This is a genomic window from Pedobacter indicus, assembly GCF_003449035.1.
Lineage (GTDB): Bacteria > Bacteroidota > Bacteroidia > Sphingobacteriales > Sphingobacteriaceae > Albibacterium > Albibacterium indicum.
The window spans coordinates 3,435,880-3,459,829 of record NZ_QRGB01000001.1; the positions used below are offsets into that span (position 1 = coordinate 3,435,880).

Consider the following 23,950-nt stretch of genomic DNA (forward strand, 5'->3'; position numbering starts at 1 on the left):
CTGATAATTGTTTACGTACCCGATTAAGGAGCAGAAAAGATTAAATTATTTTTTTTTACAAAATATGGAACAACGAAAACTGACAGACACACGATCATATCACTGGAACACAGTTCATTATTTAGGTTCTATATATCAAATATAACGAGCTAATATTAAATTAACAAATTAAAAACACCGAGATTCTTCTATCTTTGAAAGATAGTGCTTATCCATTCAACTATCAGAATTATCAGACGGAAGCATTTTTGTTTTATACGGTCGCGGGGATCCACACTATGCAGCATCCGCGAGATTCAATTTAGCATGGGTTCTAGCAGAAAGTCGAACAAAATAAGAGTTGTGTATAAATTTAAAACGAAAAATTCGGACATTTACTTCCAAAACCATGATCAACTATAACAATAAATTTTTTAAGGCTGTCCGCACCAGCCCGAATGGTGAAACATCGCCCCATACAATTTTCCATTACAAACAATCCGGAAACATTTTAACTGCTGAATATTCTGGAGGAAAAATAGCTGCTGGACACTTAATAGGCCTGGTCAATGGACAAGGGCATATTGATATGCATTATCATCAGATTAACGATCAGGGAGAACTGATGATAGGCGTATGCCATTCCATACCAGAGATGCTTTCTAACGGCAAGATCAGACTACATGAAACATGGCAATGGACATCTGGCGAAAAAACGAGTGGGGAATCAATCTTAGAAGAGGTATAAAATAACTAGCTACAATAGCTTATCAATTTCTTTTGCTAAAGCACGATCCTTTTCGGTGACTATATCACCCTGATCATGCGTGCTTAACCAAAACTCTAACTGATTATATTCGTTAGTCCACCGCGGATGGTGATTGTTCTTCTCAGCGACAAAAGCAACACGCAGCATAAAAGCAAAGGCTTCCTGAAAATCCTGAAAAATAAATTTCTTGTAAAGCTTTTGGTCTACTTCCCGCCAATCTTCTTGTGATATCTTTTCCATTTTCAATATATTAGATAGCTCATACGCATAACAAAAAACTCAAGTTTAAGTTTCACAAAACCTAGATATTACGACTGAATCAAAATAATATTTAATGAAAAACCTCATAATCACATCCATTATTATTTTACTTTCTTTGCCTGTCTTGGCACAAAACACTCTCAAACTCGCGGTCGCGGGTCTCAGTCACGGACATGTCGATTGGATATTTAATCGTAAAGACAAGGGCGATGTTCAACTCGTAGGTATTTATGAAACCAACCAAGAACTGATTAACCGATACGCAGAACGCTATGACATTGACCGCTCATTATTTTTCACAGACCTTGATCAAATGCTTGATAGCGTTCAACCCGAAGCAGTTTCTGCGTTCGGTGCAATTAGCGAGCATATCACTGTTGTCAGAGCTTGTGCGCCGCGAAAAATACATGTGATGGTGGAAAAACCACTCGCAACAACCCTTGCTGATGCAAAGGAAATCCAAGAGCTAGCACAAAAGCATTCCATCCATGTATTAACAAATTTCGAAACCTCCTGGTATTCCAGCAATCAACATGTTTACAAATTACTTGAAGAAGGTCAACTCGGTAAAATCAAAAAAGTCATGGTTAACGACGGACACCAAGGTCCAAAAGAAATTGGTGTCAGCAAGGAATTTCTTGAAATTTTGACTGACCCAAAAAAGAATGGAGCCGGTGCTTTGGTTGATTTTGGATGTTATGGAGCGAATTTGATGACTTGGCTACTTAAGGGAGAAAAGCCTATTTCTGTTACAGCAGTAATAGCCCAAAATAAACCTGAAATTTATAAAGAGGTCGACGACGAAGCTTCCATTATTCTGCAATACCCCAACGCTCAATGCATCATCCAAGCCTCATGGAACTGGCCTTTCTCCAGAAAAGACATGGAAGTTTATGGCGAAAAGGGTTATGCTATTGCAGCAGACGCAACAACAATACGCCAGCGTATCCAAGAAAATTCAAAGGAGCAAACTCTGAAGTTAGAATCAAGGCCTGCTCCTTTCGATGATCCTTTTTCGATACTAAATGCCGTGGTTCATAATCAACTCGCCCCAAAAGAATATCAATTATACGGATTGGATATTAACGTTACTGTTGTTGAGATTTTAGAGGCGGCCATAGAATCGGCACGGACCAAGCAGACAGTATTTCTTAATTAAAGATAGATCTGTACGCCACCGATAAATCCGATATTAACCGCATTCATTTCACCTTCGCTCAAACTCTTTTTCCAGATGGTGTTCTTGATCATCTCTTTTCCATCTTCAGTGTTCGTGAAGATGTGCGATGCAACGGGACCTGCATAAATTTCGATCGATTCGGACAGTTTGTAGGCTGGCAATAATCGAAGCGAATTTTTATTGTACATTCCGCCATCAAAATCGATCAGCCCGGTACCAACTACTTCCATGTTTAGTGTAAAAGCATCTTTTGACAGCAAATGGGCTCCGATACCCCCTTCAAATGCATACTTCTGCTCTCCATTTTGAAGATTGTAACCCAACCCTATAATGCCGTATAAAACGCGCCCACCGGAACGAAAGGAAGCTAAAATCGTCTGATCATCACCAACGCTTAAACCGAGTGACATACTGCCATCCTTGATGATATTCACGAGACCTACCGGATAGTCACTGCTGTCAGCAATATTCATCAGTCCAGTAAACTGCACACCATCAACCGAACCTGCTTTGTTAATCAGTCCGGCAATCTGGACTCCACTAACATGTCCCTTCGCCAGGTTAAATAGACCGGCCATCTGCATGCCTTTGCCATTGCGATAAGTATTTAGAACCCCTGCAAATTGGGCGCCCTGAGCCTCTTCTTTAATTAGGTTAGCAACCCCGGCTATACTCAATCCTTTTTCATTTTTTGAAAGACCAGCAATGCCATGCGCAGAAAATATATTTGAATACTCTCCAGCTCGTACACCGTGATTACTGATAGGATAAACCAAGCCGACATGAATATTATGCATAAACCCGGTCGGCTGCCCCGATTCTTGTGCAAAAGAAATGTTAAAAGAAAGTAAACTTAGTCCAATACCTGCTGCGATAGCAATTAGTTGTGATTTCATATGTTGTCTTGTTTATATATAAGACAACCCTGTATTGGTTTACCCCTATCCCAATCTAATTAAAATAATGTGATACCGATATCCCAGCCTAACCAACCATTCGTTTTGGAATTAAATCGCTTACCTTCATAATTCTTAAAAGGAAAATGAGCTTTATATCCGTCAACAGCATTAGTCTGGTCGTTCACAAAAACGTTGAAAGCCGGCCCTGCATACACTTCAACATTTTTTGATAGTCTGAAATTCGCGACCAGCTTAGCGCGGTATAAATTACTCAGCTCTTTCCAGTTGCCTAAATAAGCATTTTGAGAAGTCGCCTGAACACCCAAAGAAAACCGCTGATTAACAATAAAATCACGACCAAACCCTCCACCCAAAAGAAACATTTTTTCATCGGGCAGAACACTCATCCCGACTTTTAAAATGCTATAAAAACCTGCTACTCCGGACTGATATTCAAGGTTCAACTGTGTCAATTCATTATTCGAAACAGACACACGGCTATACCCCCCTTTTATAAAATTTAACAATCCGATACTCACACCCGAAGTTGTGTCGGCTATGTTGACAAGACCAAGCTGAAGCCCATTAATTTTTCTAGCGTAATTTATCGTTCCGAGCTGCAATCCCCGAACCTCACCATGGTTGATATTTGTTAATCCTGCTATTTGCATCCCTTTTGTGTTGCCATGTACTAAATTAATCCCACCGGTCAGCTGGGCACCTTTTACATGCTTAAGGTCGTGGTTATACATTCCGCTGACCTGCAAGCCAACAACGCTATCCATCACGGTGTTACTAATTCCTGATAACTGAACACCTCGCATACCACCGCCTACTAAATTAAAAACACCGGCAGCCTGGACGACACGTATATCGGATTTATTAATATTAAAAATGCCCCCCAATTCGACACCGTCGACACCGAACGTATATCCTCCTATCAAATTAATAGAAACCTTCGGCACAATCTGCCCGCTCAATGAACCATGAGTGCTTAAACCCGGAGTAAGTGAAGTTTGAACCGGCGAATTAGCAAAGAACCCACCCAGATTTAAGCTTTGGAGCTTTTGTTTGGATGAAACCAAAAAACGACCCACCCCGGTACGTTCAGCTGCATTCAAATCACTACCTGCTCGGTATCCGAAATTACGATCCTCCTCCCCAATCAGCACCGGAGCCAGAAGCACGACTGTGGTATCTCGATAATATTCCTTACTGACAGTCAGTGATAAACTGTTAACCGGATTTTTCACTTTAATCTGGAAATACCCATTCTTATCGGTCAGAGTAGAAAGAAGCAGCCGCTTTTCATACACGCTGGCATAAGCAATGCGCTCACCAGTCACATCATCAATTACATAACCCGTTATCGTATTGATTTTCCCATATTCGTGATTATCCTCAGACACCAGTTGTAAGCGATTCGGCGCTAATCGCAGTACGACATAGTTAGGGGCTTCCATGTATTCATAATCACCTTTCAAGAGCTGGTTCAATATCTTTTCAATCGACTCCTGTTTTGCAGATAGGGTTACCAAACTATCCTTCGGTAACGCATCACTGCTGTAAGAAAAGTAAAAGCCTCCCAACCTACCAATTTCAGTCAATAAAGAATCCAACCTTTCTTCCTTGGCCTCAATTGACACCAAAGTAGAAAGGTAGTTTTGAGCAAAGCTCGGTAACGAAAACAGAGTAAAGAAAAGTAAGGCACAAAGCCTCATTTGTAAAGCACGGTATATTCTCCTCTCTTTTTCATTTTGATATCGAATGTCTCGCATATAAGATCTAAGTTCGAACGAATCGAAGTATTGTATTTAAGAGTTGTGTTTAATTCTAAATTTTCTAATTCCTGATCCTCGATTTCTATCTGCACTCCATAAGCTTCATTGAGCACATCAACCAATCTGTACAAAGGCGTACCATCAGCGATAAATTCACTATTTCGGTAATATTTATGTAATTGATCTTGAATTTGGCTTTTATTAAGCTCAGATGAATTTCGATCGATCTGAACCGTCTCGTCCCGTTTCAAACGTATCACGACATGCTTTTTGCTAACTTCCACGATACCCGTTTCAACGATTAGCTCCGTTTTATCTTCTTCGATTTTAATATTAAAAGATGTCCCCACTACTTTAACGTCGACATCATTAAAAGAAACATGGAAAGGCTTCGATGAATCTGGCGCGACATCAAAAAATGCCTCACCTTCCAATAGTTTAACGCTTCGATGATCCGTCGCGAAATGCTTTGGATATTGAATTTTACTGTTGCGGTTTAGCGTGATGATCGACCCGTCTGCCAAAGTATCCACCAACGTATGGTTAACCGTTTCGACAAGAATCTGATTGAAAGAAGAGCGGTCATAGGCATAAAATGAAATCCAAGCCCCGATACTGATTAACACGATGCTCGCAGCAAGTTTTATCCATGCAGGGGCTCTGTACACCGGTTCTTTCGTTGCCCCACCCCCCGCGTCACCCGCGTCAATTGCTGAATCGTTAGCTGCTAAGTGTTGTTTAAATCGATCCCAAGCCAAATTCTCGTCCAATTCACTATCTAAAGCCAGTTTCTCACTGGTTTCCCATAGTAACTGAAAATCACGATACTGCTTCCGGTTCTCTTCGTTCTCCGTGAGCCACTTTTCTACAAATGCTTTCTCTTCGTCCGTAGCTTCACCAACCAGGTATTTGATCAGCATATCTTCGTTCACATATTTATTCATAGCTGATAAAAATTAACGATTAAAAAAAGGAGCGGTAAAAAGTCGACCAGTTCTGTCCTCAATATCCTTAAAGCCTTGCCCATCTGGTTTTCAACCGTTTTAATAGAAATATTCAGATGGTCGGCAATCTCACGGTATTTTAAATCCTCAAAACGGCTCATCTGAAAAATAGTTCGACAACCTTCCGGAAGTTTATTCAGGGCACGCTGCAATTGAACTTCTAACTCTTTCAATTGCACCCTATTACTTGAATCATCATCCAACTCATTTCCACGGGTATATACTTCATGTTGTTGGAAAGTAAACTTGACCTTTTCCCGTTTGTGATAATTAAGGCTTTCGTTATACACACTGCGGTATAAGAAAGCCTTAATAGATGTGTGAATGGTCAGATTCGAACGCTTTTCCCATAATTTAAGAAAGATCGATTGTACAATTTCCTCCGCTATGACTTCATTCTTAACAATGGTATACGCGTAGGCATGCAGACCCTTAAAATGAGCCTTAAACAGATCCTCAAAAGCTGCATCGATCGTATCCGTGCTTTCTTCCACCAGGTTATTGCTTATAATATCCACCAAAGGTATCGGATTAGGTCAAAATTCAAACAACCAGTTGGGAATTATTTAATAATAAAGCCAAGGGACAGATTGAAAATTCCTGACTTCTGATCAAGCCCCTCATTGACTTTTGTTAAGCCGCGACTGTACCTGGCATCGATCGTAAACATTCCCAGATCCACCCCAGCGTTCAACACACCGCCAGCATTGAACTTCTTATATTCCGTATTTGCGGGGCCTTCAACATCTTTCAACGCATAACTAAGGTCTGGCCCCAATGACACCCTAAACTTCAAAGCCTCTTCGTTCACAATTTTATAACCCACCATCAAGGGCACGTTCAGATTCCGGAATTTAGACTCAAACTTTTCAGTTCCAAACATATACTCGGAACTGTAGGTCGAGAAGTTAACTTCCGGCTGAAAATACAACTCGTTTCCTATCCTTGCGAATACACCCAGATTGAAACCTAATTTACCCGACTCGTCAGTTAATTCATCCATACTAGATGGAAGTGTGCCATAGTTTACACCTGCTTTAACTCCTAAATCTACGCTCTGAGCCTTGACCAGTACTGATGTTAGCATCAGCGCAGCAAATACAAACATCTTCATTGTTTTCATTTTCATTTCTATTTAGTTTGACTGTTTAGATATATGACAACAACGGTTTACTCTACCCCTATGCGGAGTGAAAAAAAATTCAGTCAATTCAATAATAAACTCTAATTTGCGGGTAAATAACGAACCTTATGAAAAAAATAGGAATAACCCTCTGTTTAATCTCCGTTTTATTTTTATGTCAAACGAGCCTGTCGATCGCAGCATCTAAACCACCAAAAAAATTAGAAATCGGTGTTGCTATGGGAATCGATAAAGTTACTGCCGAGAACATGAAATATGCGAAATCGGTCGATATACATCATATCGAAATAGGCGTGGGTGCGCTAATCGACCGGGAAACCTTAACCTTTACAAAGAGTCATCAAGACATTCTAAAATTGGTTACGGATGTCAAAAAGGCGGCCGACGATGCAGGTATTAACATCTGGTCTATTCACATGCCTTTTGGCAACAAGATCGACCTATCGATGCGCAACGAGGAGGCACGAGCCAAAACTATCGAACTCCATAAGCAAGTACTGGAGTATGTTAAAATCCTGAATCCAGAGATTATTCTTTTTCATCCAAGCTTCTATCTGGGTCTGAATGAGCGTGAGGAAAGAAAGCAGCAACTCATCAAGTCTGCGATTGAATTGAACAAGCATGTTAAATCCATTGACGCTACGATGGTAATTGAGAACATGCTTGGCTACGAACTGGTATTGGCCAATGGAAAACGCGAGCGCCCTCTTCTTCGAACAGTAGAAGAAGCGGTGGAAGTCATGAATCGCATGCCTGACGATATTTATTCGGCGGTCGACATGAATCATATCAAAAATCCTGAAAAACTTATACGCGCACTCGGGAAGCGCGTTAAAACGGTTCATGTTGCCGATGGAACCGGTAAAGAAGAGAACCATGCGTTCCCATGTTCCGGTGAAGGCGAAAATAACTGGGTCGATATCATTGCCGCTTTGGATGAAACTGGCTATTCAGGTCCGTTTATGTACGAAAGTAAATACCCTGATCTAAAAGATCTGAAAACTTGTTACGATTCCATGTATCAAGATTATGTGCATTCCCTTTCTTTAAAGAAATAAGGTAACCTAAAAATAAATGCTCAAGCGAGGTTCTGGCTCAAAAAGTGGCCGGAACCTCGCTTTTTTTATTCTCTGAAACTTTCCCTACAGTTAAATATAACTTGCAGCTATTTAATTCTAATCACTATCACAAGTAAGACGTACATTCAACGTATGTTAGTCGTATTCACACGACCAATGTCCGAACAACGTCCGAACAATGTCCGACTAAAGTCCGTCTTAAACTACTTCAAAATTGCACCGATTTACCTACAAAAACAGAAGGATTTATAGTTTGACCTTACGTTTTATTATATCTTATCGACTAAAATTGATTTGTTGTTTTTAACTCAAAAGAAACAATGGAATTATCAAGGGTCACTTACCGGGTCATATGGGGAAAAGAGTATATTTGTGGGTATAGCTATGTTACTTTCAAACGCCGTCGATGAAATTAAATCAGATCCTTGATTTTATATCCCCGCTGCCAGAACCCTCTAAGGCGAAGCTGAGAAAATGTGTAAGAGAGGTTAGTTTGCCCAAAGGTCATATTATTTTGCGGGCGGACAAGATTGAAAAAAACCTATACTTTATTAAGAAAGGAATAGCACGTGGATATTCCTACATAGAAGAGAATGAGGTTACTTTTTGGTTCGGAAGAGAAGGTGATGCGATCATATCCATGAGAAGCTATGTGGATAGTCAAAGAGGCTATGAAAACATCGAACTCCTAGAAGCTTCTGACTTGTATCAAATTAACGGCGACCGTCTGCAACAACTTTATATAGAAGATATCCATCTAGCGAATTGGGGGAGAAAATTTTCTGAGAAAGAGATCATTAAAACTGAAGAGCGATTGATTTCATTGCAGTTTTTAACTGCGACCGAACGCTATCAAGAGATGCTCAAGAAAAGTCCCGATCTAATCAACCGTGTTCAACTTGGTTATATTGCTTCCTATCTTGGTATCACGCAGGTTAGCTTGAGCAGAATCAGAGCGGAAATTAAATAGTTTTTTTATCATTTGTAAAAGATCAGTAGCCGGAAAATACTGACCTTTGAAAAAAATTAAAAAAATGAATTGGATTATCTTGATTATCGCGGGATTATTTGAAGTTGGTTTTACTTCTTGTTTGGGTAAAGCTAAGGAAACGACGGGAACTGAATCTTATTTATGGTATGGCGGGTTTCTGGTTTCTTTGGTTATTAGTATGGTGTTGCTTATCAAAGCCACTCAGATCCTTCCACTGGGAACCGCATATGCCGTTTGGACTGGAATTGGGGCCGTTGGGACGGTCTTGGTCGGTATCTTTATCTTTAAAGAACCAGCCACCTTTTGGCGAATCTTTTTTATTACTACCTTGATTGCTTCGATTGTAGGGTTAAAAGCAGTTTCTTCACATTAGTCAGCTAAGCTGATCGTGAGGGTTTATTTGGTTATTGTCAGACCTAGCCATACAGCGATGAGCCCGCCGACAATGCTTGTGCCGATATATAAAGCTGCCATCCCATAAGAGTGATTTTGCAAAAGGTTGAAATTTTCTGATGCAAAGGTTGAGAATGTTGTATATCCGCCGCAAAACCCAGTAATCAATAAGAATCTTAAGTTTTGGTTATTTTGAATGCTGGTTCCAAGTAGACCGATCAGGAGACCGATTAAAAAGCAGCCCAAAATATTAACAGCAAAAGTGGCTAACGGGAATAACGTGGAATTATACTTTTGAGTCACGACAGAGGTGAGAAAGCGCAGAATGCTTCCAATGCCGCCTCCTAATCCTACGAGTAGTATATGTTTCAGCATAATTTATTTCATCTTGGCAATCGCTTTTGATAGAAGATTACGCTCAAATATATGAAATTACTATTTCGATAACATATTTTTTGTTTCCAAGTGCTGATATTTTGGGCTTTAGTTTGGGTAACTTAGGAGCTTCGAATGGAACGAAAAAAGGACTCCTTTCGGAGCCCCTTTCTCAACGAAAAGAAAACTAAAAATTAAGCTAGTTATTTATTATCCGATGCGCTATTGGATCTTTAAGGCAGATTTGACTTCATCAAAATTGTTTAAATCAACACCGGCAGATGCAATTTTTGTGTATTCACTGGCTTCGATGAAGACAACCCTTACTCCTCCAAACGTGACCTGATTGGTATGCAAAGCGTAGGTTGAAGGGTTTCTAACAGAAACAGAAACTCTGAAGCCATCACTATATGGGAATGTCGCATACGTGACCGTGAAGGCTTGGTATAAAAATGGAAGATTATACCACGGATTTCCATATTTAACATATACGAGCATGTTCTTTTGAATCGCTTCGTCATAAGAAATAGGTAAATCGAGATGTAATGCCCCTGTGAAAGTTCTCCTGCCAATTTCGAATACCTGCACATTCGCGTTCCCGGTATCACCCTTGTCACCCTTATCACCTTTGTCGCCTTTCGGTCCTTTTAAACTTATACCTGGTCCCCAACCTGCACTGGTCTTAGGACCATATAAAATACCGGACGTAGTATGAAAGTAAAAGTCGCCTATCGCACCCACCGAGCTCGCCGGGACTGCCGTTCCGCTCAGCATTTTCGTACCCGGCGTACCGGCTGGACCGCGTGCGCCAGTAGCACCTGTGGAGCCTTTTAGACTTGAACCTGAGCCCCAACCCGCACTGGTTTTAGGGCCATACAATACCGAATTGCTTGTGCGGAGATAGAAGTCCCCTTCAGCTCCGATACCAGCCGAAGGAGCTGCTGTACCCGACAAAATCTTGGTACCGTCAGCACCGGCGACACCCTGAACACCTTGCTCGCCTTGTGGTCCCTGAGGCCCTTCAGACCCTACCTCTCCTTTCTCGCAAGCTACAAAGCAAAAAGCAGCTAAGACGCTCAGTAAAATGATTGTTTTTTTCATGTTTTTAAATTTATTTTATTGGTTACTTAATTTGTCGGAACAAAGGTATGTCCCGAACAATTTGCCCAATACCCCCTAAAGGGGGAAATCATAAAGACATTCAGAAAAACTTAATTCCCCCTTTAGGGGGTAAACCACAAGTAAACAGGCAACTACCTTTGTTTTCATAATCAATAACCCTGAATAATGAAAACAAAATTCAAAATCGTATGGCTTTGCTTTATTGCTCTCGCCACCACTTCCTGTAAGAAAGATAAAATACCTTGTGATCCGACACGGGAGGACAGTCCGTGTTATCAAGGTCCGAGTGAACCTCGACCTGGTGACGTCTTGTTAGTTTCGGAATACACAAGGCAAACACAATATGGTAAAGCCTACTTCCGGAACACATTTGATGAACAAAATCGTCTTATAAAAAATGTGCTGTATTCAGCAAACAATGAAGTGCGGTCATCGATAGAATATATGTACGATGAGCAAGGGCGCCTTTCTGTTGTGATAGACAAAAACGAGTTTGGTCAGGCTGTTCGACTTTCGGAATATGCGAACTACGATCATCAAGGGCGACCTATGTCTATGACTGAGAGCATGCCCAACCAACCCGATGAGATCATTTATGATTGGAGTTTTCATTATTCCGCTAACAAACTCGTACAATATGCCTTCCCACGCGGTGAATTAACCGGTGGATTTACCGAGACTTTCCTCTACAATGATGATGGGGAGATTTATTCCTATGAAATGACGGCAGAAAACTATTTTCATAAGGAAGTGATGAGCAATTGGGATGGTAAAATCAGGGCGGACAAGTATGGCAATCCATACAGTTGGCGTTCGTCTGGAGTACAGAACTACCAATACATCGTAGCTATTTTAGAAGATGGTACGGAGGATAATCAAAGGGAGCTTCGGTACACATACAACAATGCTGGATATCCGCTAACAAAAGAAGTTTATCAAAAAGCGACTGGGGAGCTGATTGAAACCTACACCTATAGCTACCAGCAAGCAAGGTAAGATTCGCCTGCGTTAGACTTTTGTCGTTTCTTTCTTATTTAAGTAGTATATTTTTTTTAAATTAACGTATATGAAAAATAAAAAGAAATCTGAGGTCACTTTCCGTTTTTTGGCAGAACCTGAACATGTTAACTATGGGGGTAAGGTTCATGGTGGGGCAGTCATGAAATGGATTGATCAAGTGGCATATACCTGTGCGGCAGGTTGGAGCGGTCACTACTGCGTGACTCTCTATGTTGGGGGTATCCGCTTCTTTTCACCCATTGATATAGGCGACATGGTTGAGCTTACAGCAAAAGTGATTTATACAGGGAATACCAGCATGCATCTATCTGTCGATGTATATTCCGGCGATTTGGAATGTGCTGAAATGAAGAAGACAACGCACTGTATCATTATATTTGTCGCGGTAGATAAAAACCACAACCCTGTAAAGGTTCCGAAGTGGGTGCCGACTACAGAGCAGGAAAAAGAATTGGAAAAATATGCCATTGCGCTGATGGAATCGCGGAAATCAATCGGCGAGAAAATGCAGCCTTATTTGCGGGGTGAGTAGGGAACCCTACTCACCCTCCCACCACTTCTTAAAGTCAGCTCTAGACCGTTGACTTACATAGAATTCCTCCTGCAGTGTAGTTTTTAATCTCAGCCTGTTGGATGATGCTGGCTCGTAACCCACTACGACACTTCGGTTGATGATATGGGATCGCCTTACCTCATAAAACTGATGGGGATCCAATTCCTCCACTAAAATCTTTGTTGTCTTTTCCGTCAGGTATTGTTGACCACTAACTACATGAACCAAGGCAGCTTTTTCCGCAGGTTGAATATACGTAATTTCATGAGTGGGTATCCATACCTGTTCATTTCCGTGTTTTACGATCAACCCATCTGAGCTATCAAGATTCGTAGACTTGCTTTTGCCCTTCTCTTGAAATAAAACACGCCTCATCAGATAACGGATGATATAATAGCAGTTCACCAAGATAACAAATAAGATTGAAAACCACCACTCTAGTTTGGCGTAACTGGTCGACATCATGTCAACGTCGTTTATCCAGAAAAAGAGACAAGCAAGTAAAAACAGTACAATAGATGGAACCAGAAACCCAAGAATAATCTGGAACAAGATGCGATTAGTCAGGTTACCGGTCAATGGAAATCTACTATTCAATCGTTCAGTTACTGTATAAATAAAGTTGACAATAAAAAAAGCCATCAACCAGTTCTGAAGAAGCAATGCCGGGTAACCGGGCAGCTGAATAAACTCCAAGAACGGCTCAGGTTCATTAATGGCCAGCACATAATGAGCGGCTATTAATGACAAAATCAACCTAATCAACCAGTCATGATACCTTAATTTTCCGACAATCTTCCTCATTGTAACAAAAACTTAATCGTCCACTGCCGTTTTTTAATCGCTCGCCGCTTTTCACGGCGAAAAATGATGTTATGCGGATAAACCAGCCTAGCTTTATGTAAAAATAGGGCGGCCTAGTTTAATATTAAAAGTTAGCTCAACCGAAATAAACCCGAAATATAAACATAATTACATATTAAAACTAAAAAGCAGATCATCATGAACAAACAACCTTTAACCCCCGCTGGCTTCCAAGCCGTACAAACAGAGCTCTATGCTCTGCCGGAATCAGAGCTGCATGCGCAGAGCATTTTGATCAAGTATGATTTTAAAAATTGGATCGTGGCGCATTTCATTCTCGAGCCGAGCCAGGTCGATTTTCTCAACGCCCTGCCTGCATCGTGCATTACATTTTTGGCAGACAGCACCAGCGTAGCCGTCGCCAACAAGCTGCCCATCTATTTGGAAAAGCAGGATAACCCGATCACGCCGATGGGCAACAAGTTTATCCGGCCTAAGGACGAACTGGAAGGAACCGCTTCATCCGACGGAAGCTTTACGGTAGACGGTCAGCTGACCATTGAGATAGGATATCAATAAAAAAGTAAAAAAATGGAAAGGAGGAGCATCATTGTCCACGTGTGCAGCACATTGCTGATCATCCTTTGGGTGTATACAGCCCTGAGCAAGGTGGCGGATGTAGAGGTGTTCGCATCACAGCTGAGCCGGCAACCCGAACCCGTCAGCACCTTGGCGCCAATACTCGTTTGGGTATTGCCCCTGGTAGAACTGGTAGCGGCAACCATGCTGATGTTCGCGCAAACACGGAAAAGCGGCCTTCTCCTCTCCTCCTTTCTGATGCTTGGATTCACGGTTTATGTAGCGCTGGCCGTTATCGGTTATTGGGAAGACATACCCTGCAGTTGTGGCGGGGTTCTGAACCGGCTGGGATGGAAAGACCATTTATGGTTCAACCTGTTCTTTCTCATGACCGCTGCACTGGGCCTGGCAGCAGAAAGACATTCAAAAAGATCAAAACATCAAGGGGGCAACCTGAAGCAGGCCGCCCCTGCGGGCGGACCGGCCTAAAGGTCAGATAAGAAAACATTGATACTAAAACAGTATCTAATTTACACATTTTAATTCATAAACATGAAAAAGGTAAAAATTAATCTACTGGCAATCATCGGTATGATGGTTGCGGTAGGAACTTTGGCGTTTACAGCGCCGAAGGAGAATTCTTTATTAACAGTTCAATGGTACGTGATCGACACACCCGACGAAAACGACCCATTGAAAGACCTCTTAGGTGAATCCACATCAGACCCTTCCCAAGGTGCTGAATGTAGTGAATTGACCGATGACATCCGATGTGCAGTCAGGGTAGATAATCCTAATGACCTGGACCTCGAGGGTATGACCCTAGAGCAGGCAATCAACCAGGACCCGCAGATCTCATACGATGCTCATACGTTCAAGCCTGAGTAAAACAAAAAATAATGGGCTGTCCGGCCAATGGCCCATTATTTCTACATCTCATCATCACTTTCTCGGAAATTGCTTGATATTGCTATTAATAATTACACTTTCAGGAACCGGAAACGTATATTTACTATCATTGGGTGGCAGCTCATATTTGGTATCGTGAAGGGTTCTCTCAAGCGTCTTCTCGGTCTCCTTGTGCCGGTTCAAGCGTCGGAGATCAGACCATCTTACACCTCGCAACAACAACTCCTTTCTTCTCTCAGACAACACCACCTGTAGCGCTTCTCGCTGGTTTATACCCATATAAGGATGGAAATGATCGGTACGGTATCTATTGATTAAGAGAGTATTGAGAACATCCAATCCATCTTGTATATTTCCGCTCCTGATCAGCACCTCTGCTTTATTAAGGTACAGTTCGTCATTTGCGGGACCGGTGAAATATACATACGCACCGCAATAGGATCCACGGAAAGAATGACTACCATCCGTATTTTCGTAAAAATACAAGTCCTTACGAAGATCATCCTCGTCATAAAGATCATAGAGATTGGTGTCTATCCGTGATCGCGATACGGTAAAGACGGTAGAGGTATTCGATACTTCATAATAGATAACCTCGGGGTTCCCTGCTCCATTAGGCGGAAAAGGGTATCGCTTAGAAGGATCAACCGTATTGAAATCCAATAGCGTGCCGTCAATCGCAAGTGCAGACTCTGCAAACCCCAAAGATTTTTCATATTCTCCGATCTGCAAATATATCCTGCTAAGCAATGCGTAAGCCGCTTTTCTGGTCGGTCTTGTATTGATCACAAATGTATCAGATAGGAACTCGCTTGCAGACGAGACATCTTGTATGATTTGTCTGTACGTTTCTTCAACGCTAGATCTTTCTGAAACTACCGTTGGGTCACTTTCCAGCCTTAAAGGCAGGCCGTATTGGTTGTTTTCGGAATCAGCAAGTGTAGGGGAAAACAGTTGCGAAAGGTTATAATATGCCAGCCCCCTTAGGAACAAGGCAGAACCTTTTATATGCCTGTACTCCTCCATATCTTCAGTAGCCGGCGTCAACTTGTCTAACCCCTCAAGCACCAGGTTAGCGTACAGTATCTTCTTATAAGACGTGTTCCAATCCATGCCATCCTCCGATTCGAAAATATCTTCCGCCCAGATATAGGCGTTCCGCTGGTGTGCAGCGCTTAGTAAATCCCATGTTTCATCAAGTATATAATACTCATCAGCTGATAATATGCCCAATGAATACCCTGAGTTACCGTTTATGTCCGCAAAATTATCTAAAATGGCTTTAAAGTCGCTCAACGAGGTTGGCACCATTTGCGCTTTATCTCTCTTTAAATCCAAGAATTCCGGATTACATCCAGTGTGCATAAACTGAAAAATCAATATGGATATTGCTAGGCTGTATTTTTTCATGATAGTCTGTTTTTAAAAATCTAATTTTATGCCGAACGATATACTCTGTGATCTTGGATATGCGGCTCGTGAATACTCGGGATCGATACCCGCATTGTTGGCTTTCCATAGCAATCCTAGATTGTTTGCGTATGAATAAACCGTCAGTTGATAACCCTTATTCTGTTTTGTGTACCCTTTGAACGAATACGAAAGGTTTATATCCTGTAGTCTTATAAAATCGCCCTTTTCGACAAGAATTTCGGAATTTTTATAGAGGTTGTCCCTGTTGGCATCAGCATCGGATGGCATAGCAGGTACCGAAGTAAACGCTTCGTCGCCCGCTTGCCTCCAACGATCGGCAAGATCGATATGACCGGTGCCTGCTGTGTAAAGAGCATGGTAATCAATTGACGTCCGGCGAAAATAATGCCCCCCTTTCCAAAGAACGTTAAAGCTCAGCGAGACACCTTTATACGAAAACGTATTTCTAAGCGACGCATAATATGGAGGTACATCAACACCCAGATATAACAGGTCGTCGAACGTCGCATCACGGATGTAATCCCGGTAATCCTGATCCCCATTTGGGGTAACTACCATTCCATTTTCCGGATCCAAGCCGCTCCATCGCCAGGCATAGATTGCATCGATGGATTTGCCCTCTATTGGTATGGGGCTGCTGAAATAATTTGAAGTAGAAACTGTGGTATTGAGCATGTATTCTAAAATTTCGTTCTTAGAGTAGCTCAGCAGCAGATTAGTTTGCCATTTGAATGGATCATTAATATTGATGGAAGCGAGATTAAAGTCAAAACCTTTCGTGATCATACTCGCATAGTTTACCCTGTTGTCAATAGCATATAAGCCAGATACACCGTAAATACCGGTCGTTGGATCCATAAAGTTTTCACCGATCAAGTTTTTGGCGCGTTTCGTAAAATACTCAAAGCCACCGGAAAGCCGTCCCTTAAAGAGACTGAAATCAACACCCATATTGAATGTGCTCACCTGCTCCCACTGCAGACTTGGGTTTCCAGCACTTGAAATCAAGGCATACGGCAAATTAGTTGTCAGGTTCGCATTGTAAAACCTGACGGTCGGAAAGGCACTCACTGTTTTGTTTACATTGCCGCTGTAGCCGTATGTCATCCTTACTTTCAACAAAGAAAGCCAATCCTTTTGAAGAAAATCTTCATTACTGAGTGTCCACGCCGCTCCTGCCGACCAGAGGGGAACACCTTTTTGATTGGCTTTGACCCCGAATAAATTTGACGCATCCCACCTGACACTCCCACTGGCCGCAAGCCTTTTGTCGTATGAATATGAAACATTAGCGTAGTACGAAAGAAAGCGGTCTGTAATTTCTCTTAAACCACCTGGAGATGCAGGCAATCTACCCGACCCACGCGGGCGTAGACGGTACACCTGATCATAGTTTAGTGTGTAGGTACCGATCAATGTCTCATCACTGTATCCGTAAACAGTATATCCAGGTGTAGAAGTAAGGTTATATTCCCTAATTTCTGCGCCAGCCAGCCCTGAAATTTCGTGATTGTCTTGTATAATTCGATCGTAATTTAGTTGGACCCTTCCGTAGTGCATGTTTTCCTGATTTCCCAAGCCGCTTAGGATATCACCCTTAGGCATAGGCGTTGTTCCGTCATCTTGCGTAAAGCTATTGAGGATATCCCGTACATAAAAACTGTGTTCATCATAAAGTTCTCTCTGGTCAAAACCGATCGTATGATACTGGTACTGCAAACTAGCCCGTAGGTTATTCCATATGGAGTAGTTCAAGTTTGCGGATAACCTGAACTCCTTTCCTTTGCTTCGTATATCCTGATAACCTATATCTTCCAAAGGCACATACCTCCAATCCAACAAGCCGTTCTCCGGTGCGCTTTCGATATATGTTTTTTTATATCGTTTGGAAAGTGCCGCCGGCGTACCGTCCTCGTTCACCAAATAAGCATAAGGGGATATATTTGTTCCTAGGTTTTGAAGGGTAATCCCATTATCGACGGTGTTAGAATGTATATAATTGGCCGAGGCGACCATTTCTAGTTTATTGGAAATCTTTACCGTGTTATTGATTGAAAGGGACACTCGGTTATCCCTGTTGTGCTTGACTTGTTTTTGCCCCCTTTCATATCCGCCTGACATATAATATTTGTAGGCCCTGTCTCCTCCGGATATCGCTAGATTATAGCGGTGGCCGCGGCCGTTTTGATAAAGGTATCTGTCTGCATCTTTCCGGATATCTTGTTTTAGTAAAAACGATTTCTGTCTCGCAAACTCAACATCGCTTAAACCTTCATCTTTTTCGAACAGCAGTTCTACATATTCAGAAAGGGGTTCCCAGTCCTGCACGGGATAGTGGTTCTTATCAAAAAGAAACTCCTCTACTTCCATCATATCTGTCGCAGGGATAAATGCTTTGTTATAAAAAAGATCAGGTTTTTCTGTCAACCTGAAATCGGTTGAAAATGTAAATTTCGTCGGCTGGTTGTAGGCCCCCTTTTTGGTATTGATAACGATAACGCCATTCCCGGCCATCGCACCCCAAATAGATGCTGCCGCCGCATCCTTCAAGATGGTAATATTCAGGACATCCTCCGGATTGATACTGCTTATATCGCCCTCATACGGAAAACCGTCCAATACAATCAGCGGTTGTGTCTCAGACTTAATTGAACTGACCCCCCTGATTCTTAAATCGGCCCTTCCAGAAGTTTCGTTGATCTGAACATCTCTATTGAACTGCAGACCGCTTGTCACTCCTTCCAGCCGATCAATGATATTGGGTTCTGAACTTCTATTCAACAGGTCGTTGTCTATGAACGTAAAAGAGCCTGTCAATCGCTCCTTAGGTAAATTATAATAACCGGTACTTACCTCAATTTCTTCCAGCACATTCCGTGAAGGTGTCATAAGGATCAAAATGTGTTCGTCCAAATTATCCGAACTTATAAAATATCCAGTAGTCTCGTAGCCAAGGTGTGTAAATGAAATCTTCTGTGGTAAAGTAACCAACTCAATAACAAAACCACCGTCCTTACCGTCGGCGACAAACGCACCGTCTTCCGTCAGGATGCTTACCGTTGAAAGGGGTTGGTTTGTTTCTGAATCTTTGATATTTCCTGTAATCTTCAACTGGCCAAGGGCCGTACTACTTATTACAGCCGCAAGCAGCATACTCAGTATAACTCTCATAAAAATCATCATTAATAGGTTTTTGTTCGGCGTGGCGTACAATCAGGACAGGCATCTCTCGGTAGTCTTCTTTGAGTGTCAACCCGTGTTTCAGCAATTCCTTGTTGGCCTGCTCCAAATCATCTCTGATTCCGGTACTCAAAACGATATCTATTTTATCGTAGCCGGTCTCATCCATAACCATTGCATGCTTATCAACAGTCAAAAGGGTGTGCACCAGCAGACTGACAGGTTGGTTCAGCAGAATATAGGAGTCTTCCGTGCGGTCATACTTTTTCTCTTCTTGTTTTGTTTCTATTGAAATAGAGGGGTTTACTTTCTGGAGCACCAAGGTTTTAAAGGGTTTGTTCTGTAACTCGAACTCAATGCCTTTCTTGGCCTTGAAATACATCAGAAGGTCATCCCGCATCCTGTGTATTACCTTTTCCTTTACAAAAGGAATATCGGACTTGAACTCATAACCGTATATATTGCTATCGGCCCATTCAAGGACGGCTTTGTCATGAGTATATTCACCTGTCAATCTTCGTCCATTACGAAAAAATTCGTTCTTCAGCGAGTCTGAAATATTCCATATAATTCGTCTTTTCAAATCAATAGCGTCTTCATACGCTGCAAAAAGCAGGCTTTCCAATCGCACATTGTACATCTGGACACCATAATTGTTTATTGGTGCTATACTTGCGGTTCCGGTTTTCAGCCTTCCTGTAACTACCGAATAATAAAGCATATCTTCTGCCCCGCCCCCGTTCCCGTCAATCAACAATGGCTTGTCACGATCAATCCCCCTATTTTCCTTAGAAAGTATTTTGTGCCCCTCCTTTTCCAGTGTCGTCTTAATATTCTTTCTGTTAGCACCTTCGCCGCCTGTTATAGCTAATACCTCCCCTCCTTGTATCCAGACTTGGTGCGGGATACTCCGATGAGGAAAGAATTTCTTCAGGTAAGTTTCATCGAAAGTTGTCGACAGACTCCAACCTTTGTCGGCAAAGAACTTACGCACCTTGTCCTGCGCTTCGTAGCTGGTCGGGAACACCAACAGGTCGTCGGAAAATTCCTGTTGCAGGGTATCAAGTTTGTGCAGTGATGAAATACACGGTGCGCACCAAGTCGCCCAGAAATCCAGAATGATCAGCTTATCTCGGTAGTCGCCGAGCTTCAGGTGCTGCACTTCATCATTACCGGCACTTACCATGGGGTATGCCATTTCCCATAATTCATCGGGTATTTTGTCGCCTATCTTCAGAGGCGTTATAGAGTCTGTTTCAGAGGTAGCAGTAACTGCGGGGGTCGTTCCTCCCCCGTTAATGCTCCCCGCCGGGTAAGCCAACAAAGGCTTACCCAAACAGAGAACTGATACTAAAACATAAAAACAGAACGGAAAGTATTTTCTTGTCATATTAAATTGGTTTTGTTGACTTATAAATTGCGCCTTCAAGCGGCCGGGGAGACCGCTATCAGACGCGGCTGTTACACATCAAACAAGCTCTTAATAAGGTCGATTCATTACAATAAATCTCCTCACCATCCCGAAAAATGATAGCATAGGGTTCCCCGAAAGAGAAAACAACCTCTGTTAATTACTAACTAAAATGTGTTGGTTTTGAAAGTCACGGGAGCCTATTCAGGGCCCTTGGCAACTGAAATTAAAATGCATTGCATCTTCAATGAAAATACTTCAGGAATGTCTTGATAGATACATACTATGATCTTTTTCAAGATCGATAAAAAATGAGTTTGGTTAAGGTTTACAATCATAGCTCATTAGTTTATATAATGAGTCTCATGTGGAAGTTAAAGAGGCGGGCCCCTACCTTCCATCGACAACGAGGTACTAGCACAGAACCCTGACGCGATTTCCAATAAGGGCCCACCTCCTTATTTCTGCAAATATACAGAATAAGGTGTGGGTTTCCCCTACTGTCTTGCGTCATTAAAAAGTGCTAGTTTTCGTTGACAAGACTTTTTTAATTTCTTTTTCAAGATTAACAAGATGATCTCGTCTGTCAATCCTTGGAAGTAAAGATAGAGATAATTTTTCTATGTGGCAAATTTGCCACTAAAATATTTTTCAATTTAATCGATTTTCAAGATTATGATTGAAAAATATGAAGATTATTACAGGAAAGTTGGCAAAAGGATTAAGACACTCCGAACGGAGAAAGGTTGGTCACAGCAAGAACTTGCCAATAATTGCGATAAGGTGGACAGATCTAAAATAAGTGACATGGAAAATGCCAAAGAAGATTTTATGTTTTCTACACTTCTGGATATCGAAAAGGCATTGGGAAAAAATATTATTAAGATTGCGGACGAAAAGTGAGATATTCATTATTCCAAACTTGGAACAATAATCTGATTTTTAAAGCGTCCCTTTGTTAACATGGCTCAGTATATCGACAGAAAGCATCTTTCAATAGTAAGAGAAAGACTTTGGGAAATCGCCCAAAATAAAGGCATAACTCTCGAAGACATACAGGATAGAACTGGATTTAGTTACAGTCAGGTATATCGAATCGTACGAGGTCAAAATAACATTTCCATAAGTGGACTTATTGCTATTTGTATCGCGCTGGAAATTCAGCCATTTGAAGTTTTCAATTTCGAGGTGAACATTCCTAAACATTCACCTTTACGTAGGGAGAGGAAAAGTAAAAAATAATGCTTTATCATGATTGAAAAATATGGGAATTATTACAGAGAAGCTTGACAAAGACTTATAAAGGCAACCTTCGCGTGTCTCCTCTTCTTGATCGAACACCAACAATACCATTACGCGATTAATTACAAACTTTTGACGAGCAGCTTCCTACTAAAATCGAGAGAAATCTTGTTTGCCATAAGTTAGGCATCATTTACATGCCTAACTTATGAATTTTTAGTCCAGTTGCACTTTACCCTGGAATTACTGGAGCAAAGGACTTCTCCGACTTCATGAAGGGTTCTTTGCCTATCTATTTTCTAATGGCTTCCTATTTTTATCGATCTGAACGGGAAGAATAGGGAATCAATAGATTATCAATAGCTAAATACCTGCAACCAGTTCTTACCAAGATATATTCCTTTGGAATGAAAGTGCTAAAATGCTTGTTGGTTGTAATTGACTCTTTGAATGTTACTGCGCAGCTTAATGTTTTTAAGCGTATCCATTAATATACAGTTCGTAATATTTCTTTGTTGCTAAGTTTACTTTCAAGTTGAAATAGCAGTTTCCGCCATCATCAACTATCATTATATCCGATTTCCAGTCGTCACTTCCCCAATCATCACAGAAAAAATTAATCCATACTTCTTTCTGCCCTTTGTTGTTTAATACCGCCACATACTGGCGCTTATATCCTTCGGTTTTTATTTCAAAGCCTGTTTCAGACCTTTGGTTTTCTGGATATTTCTTATTACGCTCGTTGAGGTATTTGCGCTGTTGCTCATTGTTCTCTGTTACTGCTTTTTGAATCATTTCTTCAATTTCAACGAGCTCCTTTTCTGAAATATTTGTAGGTGTACCATCTTGAAAAATCCAATGCCATTCATTTTTATAGTCCAAAAACACATGACTAATAGAGTCTACATCTTGGGATTCAGAACTCAAGCTTTTTATGCTTGAATTGGCAGCTTTTTTTGTCTGTTCCCGACAGCCAGCAACCAAAATCAAAACGAATATGAATAATATATGTTTAATAGGAATCTTCATATTATTAGCTACGTTCAAAATTAAAGATTCTTTTTCAAGTACCGAGAGAACTTAATAAGCTATCAGTTGCCTATATCACTCCGTATTCTGGTTCTTCGTTCCATTCTCTACCTGCCAAAACTCTACCGTTTGCTTTTTTACTACGCCGTATTCCATCCCCTCCCCATGTGCCCCATTGCTTGAAAAAGAATGCAACATTTTGTGCATTGCATTGGTGCATTACTTTCAGAGCCCACTCTGGCTTCATTACCCTAGCTTTCGGTCCACTTTCTCCACCCACTATAACCCAGTGAATATTGGTTAGATCTAATTGACCAAGGTCTTCTAATAGTGGCTCAACAGACAAAAAGCGAATCTTAGCATCGATGTGTCGAAGAGTATCAATCCGTTGTTTCGCTTTTTGAAATTCTACAGTAACGCCTAACCATACATTATCAGGCAAAGCGCGAGTTTTACAATACTCATCTAAAATCGTTTCACGTTTTGTCAAAATTTGATAAGTATGTCGCGGTGTCATACGAATAACATCAAAAACCTTATCTAAATAATCGAATGGCATCTCCTCATGAAATAAATCACTCATGGAATTAACAAAGAACTTGGTTGGTTTTTTTATTTTCAACGGCATATCTAAACGTGTAGGCATCAAGGTAAACTGAAATCCATTCTCATATCCTGCTGCTCCCATAGCTTGTAAACGTTGTGCCATCGTTTCGGCGTAACAGTGCTTACAACCAGCTGTTATTTTATTACAACCTGTAGATGGATTCCATGTTGCTTCTGTCCACTCTATTTTTGACTTTTTCCTCATA

At 41.4% G+C, this 23,950-nt stretch carries 26 protein-coding genes; 12 read left to right on the plus strand and 14 right to left on the minus strand.

Translation table 11 applies throughout. The annotated features are described in order from the left end of the window. The first annotated feature begins 388 nt into the window (after nt 1-388). On the plus strand, nt 389-727 hold the full coding sequence (locus tag D3P12_RS15085; protein WP_118196865.1) for a n-acetylglutamate synthase: 339 nt from the start codon (nt 389-391) through the stop codon (nt 725-727). 9 nt (nt 728-736) lie between these two features. Here the strand turns inward: D3P12_RS15085 and D3P12_RS15090 are convergent, their stop codons facing one another. After that, complete coding sequence (locus D3P12_RS15090) at nt 737-988, minus strand: 4a-hydroxytetrahydrobiopterin dehydratase (protein ID WP_118196867.1); 252 nt, start codon at nt 986-988, stop codon at nt 737-739. Nucleotides 989-1,082: 94 nt separating this feature from the next. Here D3P12_RS15090 and D3P12_RS15095 point away from each other — a divergent pair, with 94 nt between their 5' ends. After that, a complete protein-coding gene (locus D3P12_RS15095; protein ID WP_118196869.1) occupies nt 1,083-2,168 on the plus strand; it encodes a Gfo/Idh/MocA family protein in 1,086 nt (361 codons plus the stop codon). Here D3P12_RS15095 and D3P12_RS15100 read toward each other — a convergent pair. From D3P12_RS15100 to D3P12_RS15120, 5 genes are read right to left on the minus strand one after another with little or no spacing between them, the layout of a single operon-like run. Then, complete coding sequence (locus D3P12_RS15100) at nt 2,165-3,085, minus strand: hypothetical protein (RefSeq protein ID WP_118196871.1); 921 nt, start codon at nt 3,083-3,085, stop codon at nt 2,165-2,167. The two genes, D3P12_RS15095 and D3P12_RS15100, sit on opposite strands and share 4 nt — an antisense overlap. 59 nt (nt 3,086-3,144) lie before the next feature. Beyond that, the gene (locus D3P12_RS15105; RefSeq protein WP_118196873.1) at nt 3,145-4,866 is read right to left on the minus strand and encodes an STN and carboxypeptidase regulatory-like domain-containing protein; all 1,722 of its coding nucleotides are present in this window, start codon (nt 4,864-4,866) and stop codon (nt 3,145-3,147) included. After that, complete coding sequence (locus D3P12_RS15110) at nt 4,806-5,813, minus strand: FecR family protein (protein WP_118196875.1); 1,008 nt, start codon at nt 5,811-5,813, stop codon at nt 4,806-4,808. Before D3P12_RS15110 ends, D3P12_RS15105 begins: the two co-directional genes overlap by 61 nt. Then, nucleotides 5,810-6,391, minus strand: a complete 582-nt coding sequence (locus D3P12_RS15115; RefSeq protein WP_205941119.1) for an RNA polymerase sigma-70 factor — start codon at nt 6,389-6,391, stop codon at nt 5,810-5,812. Before D3P12_RS15115 ends, D3P12_RS15110 begins: the two co-directional genes overlap by 4 nt. 44 nt (nt 6,392-6,435) lie before the next feature. After that, nucleotides 6,436-7,002: a porin family protein gene (locus tag D3P12_RS15120; protein ID WP_118196880.1), complete on the minus strand. Its 567-nt coding sequence runs from the start codon at nt 7,000-7,002 to the stop codon at nt 6,436-6,438. 122 nt (nt 7,003-7,124) lie between these two features. On the opposite strand from D3P12_RS15120, the gene D3P12_RS15125 reads away from it, so the two are divergent. From D3P12_RS15125 to D3P12_RS15135, 3 genes are all read left to right on the plus strand, one after another. Continuing rightward, nucleotides 7,125-8,075 (plus strand): sugar phosphate isomerase/epimerase family protein, encoded by a 951-nt coding sequence (locus D3P12_RS15125; RefSeq protein ID WP_118196882.1) that lies wholly within the window; start codon nt 7,125-7,127, stop codon nt 8,073-8,075. 427 nt (nt 8,076-8,502) lie between these two features. After that, nucleotides 8,503-9,066, plus strand: a complete 564-nt coding sequence (locus tag D3P12_RS15130; protein WP_118196884.1) for a Crp/Fnr family transcriptional regulator — start codon at nt 8,503-8,505, stop codon at nt 9,064-9,066. Between the two features lie 64 nt (nt 9,067-9,130). Beyond that, nucleotides 9,131-9,460: a DMT family transporter gene (locus D3P12_RS15135; protein WP_118197129.1), complete on the plus strand. Its 330-nt coding sequence runs from the start codon at nt 9,131-9,133 to the stop codon at nt 9,458-9,460. A gap of 23 nt (nt 9,461-9,483) precedes the next feature. On the opposite strand, the gene crcB is transcribed toward D3P12_RS15135, so the two are convergent. Next, nucleotides 9,484-9,855, minus strand: coding sequence for a fluoride efflux transporter CrcB (crcB, locus tag D3P12_RS15140; RefSeq protein WP_118196886.1), 372 nt, complete (start codon nt 9,853-9,855; stop codon nt 9,484-9,486). 222 nt (nt 9,856-10,077) lie between these two features. Then, nucleotides 10,078-10,956 carry a collagen-like domain-containing protein gene (locus D3P12_RS15145; RefSeq protein ID WP_118196888.1) on the minus strand — a complete coding sequence of 293 codons (879 nt, stop codon included), beginning with the start codon at nt 10,954-10,956 and terminating at the stop codon, nt 10,078-10,080. Between the two features lie 186 nt (nt 10,957-11,142). Between D3P12_RS15145 and D3P12_RS15150 the strand changes: the two genes are divergently transcribed. Together D3P12_RS15150 and D3P12_RS15155 are read left to right on the plus strand one after the other, a co-directional pair. Then, the gene (locus tag D3P12_RS15150; protein WP_118196890.1) at nt 11,143-11,973 is read left to right on the plus strand and encodes a hypothetical protein; all 831 of its coding nucleotides are present in this window, start codon (nt 11,143-11,145) and stop codon (nt 11,971-11,973) included. A 70-nt stretch (nt 11,974-12,043) separates the two neighbouring features. Beyond that, on the plus strand, nt 12,044-12,529 hold the full coding sequence (locus D3P12_RS15155) for an acyl-CoA thioesterase (RefSeq protein ID WP_118196892.1): 486 nt from the start codon (nt 12,044-12,046) through the stop codon (nt 12,527-12,529). Nucleotides 12,530-12,535: 6 nt separating this feature from the next. On the opposite strand, the gene D3P12_RS15160 is transcribed toward D3P12_RS15155, so the two are convergent. Continuing rightward, nucleotides 12,536-13,354, minus strand: a complete 819-nt coding sequence (locus tag D3P12_RS15160; protein WP_118196893.1) for a LytR/AlgR family response regulator transcription factor — start codon at nt 13,352-13,354, stop codon at nt 12,536-12,538. 198 nt (nt 13,355-13,552) lie between these two features. On the opposite strand from D3P12_RS15160, the gene D3P12_RS15165 reads away from it, so the two are divergent. The 3 genes from D3P12_RS15165 to D3P12_RS15175 all read left to right on the plus strand — a co-directional run bounded on the left by D3P12_RS15165 (nt 13,553) and on the right by D3P12_RS15175 (nt 14,821). After that, nucleotides 13,553-13,933: a hypothetical protein gene (locus D3P12_RS15165; RefSeq protein ID WP_118196894.1), complete on the plus strand. Its 381-nt coding sequence runs from the start codon at nt 13,553-13,555 to the stop codon at nt 13,931-13,933. 12 nt (nt 13,934-13,945) lie between these two features. Beyond that, nucleotides 13,946-14,422, plus strand: coding sequence for a MauE/DoxX family redox-associated membrane protein (locus tag D3P12_RS15170; protein ID WP_118196895.1), 477 nt, complete (start codon nt 13,946-13,948; stop codon nt 14,420-14,422). Between the two features lie 102 nt (nt 14,423-14,524). After that, nucleotides 14,525-14,821, plus strand: a complete 297-nt coding sequence (locus tag D3P12_RS15175; protein ID WP_157970374.1) for a hypothetical protein — start codon at nt 14,525-14,527, stop codon at nt 14,819-14,821. Between the two features lie 54 nt (nt 14,822-14,875). Here the strand turns inward: D3P12_RS15175 and D3P12_RS15180 are convergent, their stop codons facing one another. The 3 genes from D3P12_RS15180 to D3P12_RS15190 are packed head-to-tail and all read right to left on the minus strand — an operon-like array spanning nt 14,876 to nt 20,846. Next, nucleotides 14,876-16,252: a RagB/SusD family nutrient uptake outer membrane protein gene (locus D3P12_RS15180; protein ID WP_118196897.1), complete on the minus strand. Its 1,377-nt coding sequence runs from the start codon at nt 16,250-16,252 to the stop codon at nt 14,876-14,878. A gap of 12 nt (nt 16,253-16,264) precedes the next feature. Continuing rightward, nucleotides 16,265-19,447, minus strand: a complete 3,183-nt coding sequence (locus D3P12_RS15185) for a SusC/RagA family TonB-linked outer membrane protein (protein WP_157970375.1) — start codon at nt 19,445-19,447, stop codon at nt 16,265-16,267. Continuing rightward, nucleotides 19,404-20,846 (minus strand): TlpA family protein disulfide reductase, encoded by a 1,443-nt coding sequence (locus tag D3P12_RS15190; RefSeq protein ID WP_118196899.1) that lies wholly within the window; start codon nt 20,844-20,846, stop codon nt 19,404-19,406. Before D3P12_RS15190 ends, D3P12_RS15185 begins: the two co-directional genes overlap by 44 nt. Before the next feature lie 696 nt (nt 20,847-21,542). Between D3P12_RS15190 and D3P12_RS15195 the strand changes: the two genes are divergently transcribed. After that, nucleotides 21,543-21,770 carry a helix-turn-helix domain-containing protein gene (locus D3P12_RS15195; protein ID WP_118196900.1) on the plus strand — a complete coding sequence of 76 codons (228 nt, stop codon included), beginning with the start codon at nt 21,543-21,545 and terminating at the stop codon, nt 21,768-21,770. A gap of 60 nt (nt 21,771-21,830) precedes the next feature. Then, nucleotides 21,831-22,109 (plus strand): helix-turn-helix domain-containing protein, encoded by a 279-nt coding sequence (locus tag D3P12_RS15200; RefSeq protein ID WP_118196901.1) that lies wholly within the window; start codon nt 21,831-21,833, stop codon nt 22,107-22,109. A 474-nt stretch (nt 22,110-22,583) separates the two neighbouring features. On the opposite strand, the gene D3P12_RS15205 is transcribed toward D3P12_RS15200, so the two are convergent. Together D3P12_RS15205 and D3P12_RS15210 are read right to left on the minus strand one after the other, a co-directional pair. After that, nucleotides 22,584-23,138, minus strand: a complete 555-nt coding sequence (locus D3P12_RS15205; RefSeq protein WP_205941120.1) for a hypothetical protein — start codon at nt 23,136-23,138, stop codon at nt 22,584-22,586. 70 nt (nt 23,139-23,208) lie between these two features. Further along, nucleotides 23,209-23,949 carry a DUF5131 family protein gene (locus D3P12_RS15210; protein WP_118196902.1) on the minus strand — a complete coding sequence of 247 codons (741 nt, stop codon included), beginning with the start codon at nt 23,947-23,949 and terminating at the stop codon, nt 23,209-23,211. Nucleotide 23,950 lies beyond the last annotated feature (1 nt).

Coding starts and splice junctions, on each gene's coding strand:
- D3P12_RS15175 (WP_157970374.1), top strand. CDS start 14,525: ATGATGGTTGCGGTAGGAACTTTGGCGTTTACAGCGCCGAAGGAGAAT.
- D3P12_RS15170 (WP_118196895.1), top strand. CDS start 13,946: ATGGAAAGGAGGAGCATCATTGTCCACGTGTGCAGCACATTGCTGATC.
- D3P12_RS15185 (WP_157970375.1), bottom strand. CDS start 19,447: ATGAGAGTTATACTGAGTATGCTGCTTGCGGCTGTAATAAGTAGTACG.
- D3P12_RS15150 (WP_118196890.1), top strand. CDS start 11,143: ATGAAAACAAAATTCAAAATCGTATGGCTTTGCTTTATTGCTCTCGCC.
- crcB (WP_118196886.1), bottom strand. CDS start 9,855: ATGCTGAAACATATACTACTCGTAGGATTAGGAGGCGGCATTGGAAGC.
- D3P12_RS15110 (WP_118196875.1), bottom strand. CDS start 5,813: ATGAATAAATATGTGAACGAAGATATGCTGATCAAATACCTGGTTGGT.
- D3P12_RS15105 (WP_118196873.1), bottom strand. CDS start 4,866: ATGCGAGACATTCGATATCAAAATGAAAAAGAGAGGAGAATATACCGT.
- D3P12_RS15165 (WP_118196894.1), top strand. CDS start 13,553: ATGAACAAACAACCTTTAACCCCCGCTGGCTTCCAAGCCGTACAAACA.
- D3P12_RS15145 (WP_118196888.1), bottom strand. CDS start 10,956: ATGAAAAAAACAATCATTTTACTGAGCGTCTTAGCTGCTTTTTGCTTT.
- D3P12_RS15205 (WP_205941120.1), bottom strand. CDS start 23,138: ATGAAGATTCCTATTAAACATATATTATTCATATTCGTTTTGATTTTG.
- D3P12_RS15120 (WP_118196880.1), bottom strand. CDS start 7,002: ATGAAAATGAAAACAATGAAGATGTTTGTATTTGCTGCGCTGATGCTA.
- D3P12_RS15195 (WP_118196900.1), top strand. CDS start 21,543: ATGATTGAAAAATATGAAGATTATTACAGGAAAGTTGGCAAAAGGATT.
- D3P12_RS15180 (WP_118196897.1), bottom strand. CDS start 16,252: ATGAAAAAATACAGCCTAGCAATATCCATATTGATTTTTCAGTTTATG.
- D3P12_RS15200 (WP_118196901.1), top strand. CDS start 21,831: ATGGCTCAGTATATCGACAGAAAGCATCTTTCAATAGTAAGAGAAAGA.
- D3P12_RS15125 (WP_118196882.1), top strand. CDS start 7,125: ATGAAAAAAATAGGAATAACCCTCTGTTTAATCTCCGTTTTATTTTTA.
- D3P12_RS15085 (WP_118196865.1), top strand. CDS start 389: ATGATCAACTATAACAATAAATTTTTTAAGGCTGTCCGCACCAGCCCG.
- D3P12_RS15210 (WP_118196902.1), bottom strand. CDS start 23,949: ATGAGGAAAAAGTCAAAAATAGAGTGGACAGAAGCAACATGGAATCCA.
- D3P12_RS15090 (WP_118196867.1), bottom strand. CDS start 988: ATGGAAAAGATATCACAAGAAGATTGGCGGGAAGTAGACCAAAAGCTT.
- D3P12_RS15130 (WP_118196884.1), top strand. CDS start 8,503: ATGAAATTAAATCAGATCCTTGATTTTATATCCCCGCTGCCAGAACCC.
- D3P12_RS15190 (WP_118196899.1), bottom strand. CDS start 20,846: ATGACAAGAAAATACTTTCCGTTCTGTTTTTATGTTTTAGTATCAGTT.
- D3P12_RS15100 (WP_118196871.1), bottom strand. CDS start 3,085: ATGAAATCACAACTAATTGCTATCGCAGCAGGTATTGGACTAAGTTTA.
- D3P12_RS15160 (WP_118196893.1), bottom strand. CDS start 13,354: ATGAGGAAGATTGTCGGAAAATTAAGGTATCATGACTGGTTGATTAGG.
- D3P12_RS15155 (WP_118196892.1), top strand. CDS start 12,044: ATGAAAAATAAAAAGAAATCTGAGGTCACTTTCCGTTTTTTGGCAGAA.
- D3P12_RS15095 (WP_118196869.1), top strand. CDS start 1,083: ATGAAAAACCTCATAATCACATCCATTATTATTTTACTTTCTTTGCCT.
- D3P12_RS15135 (WP_118197129.1), top strand. CDS start 9,131: ATGAATTGGATTATCTTGATTATCGCGGGATTATTTGAAGTTGGTTTT.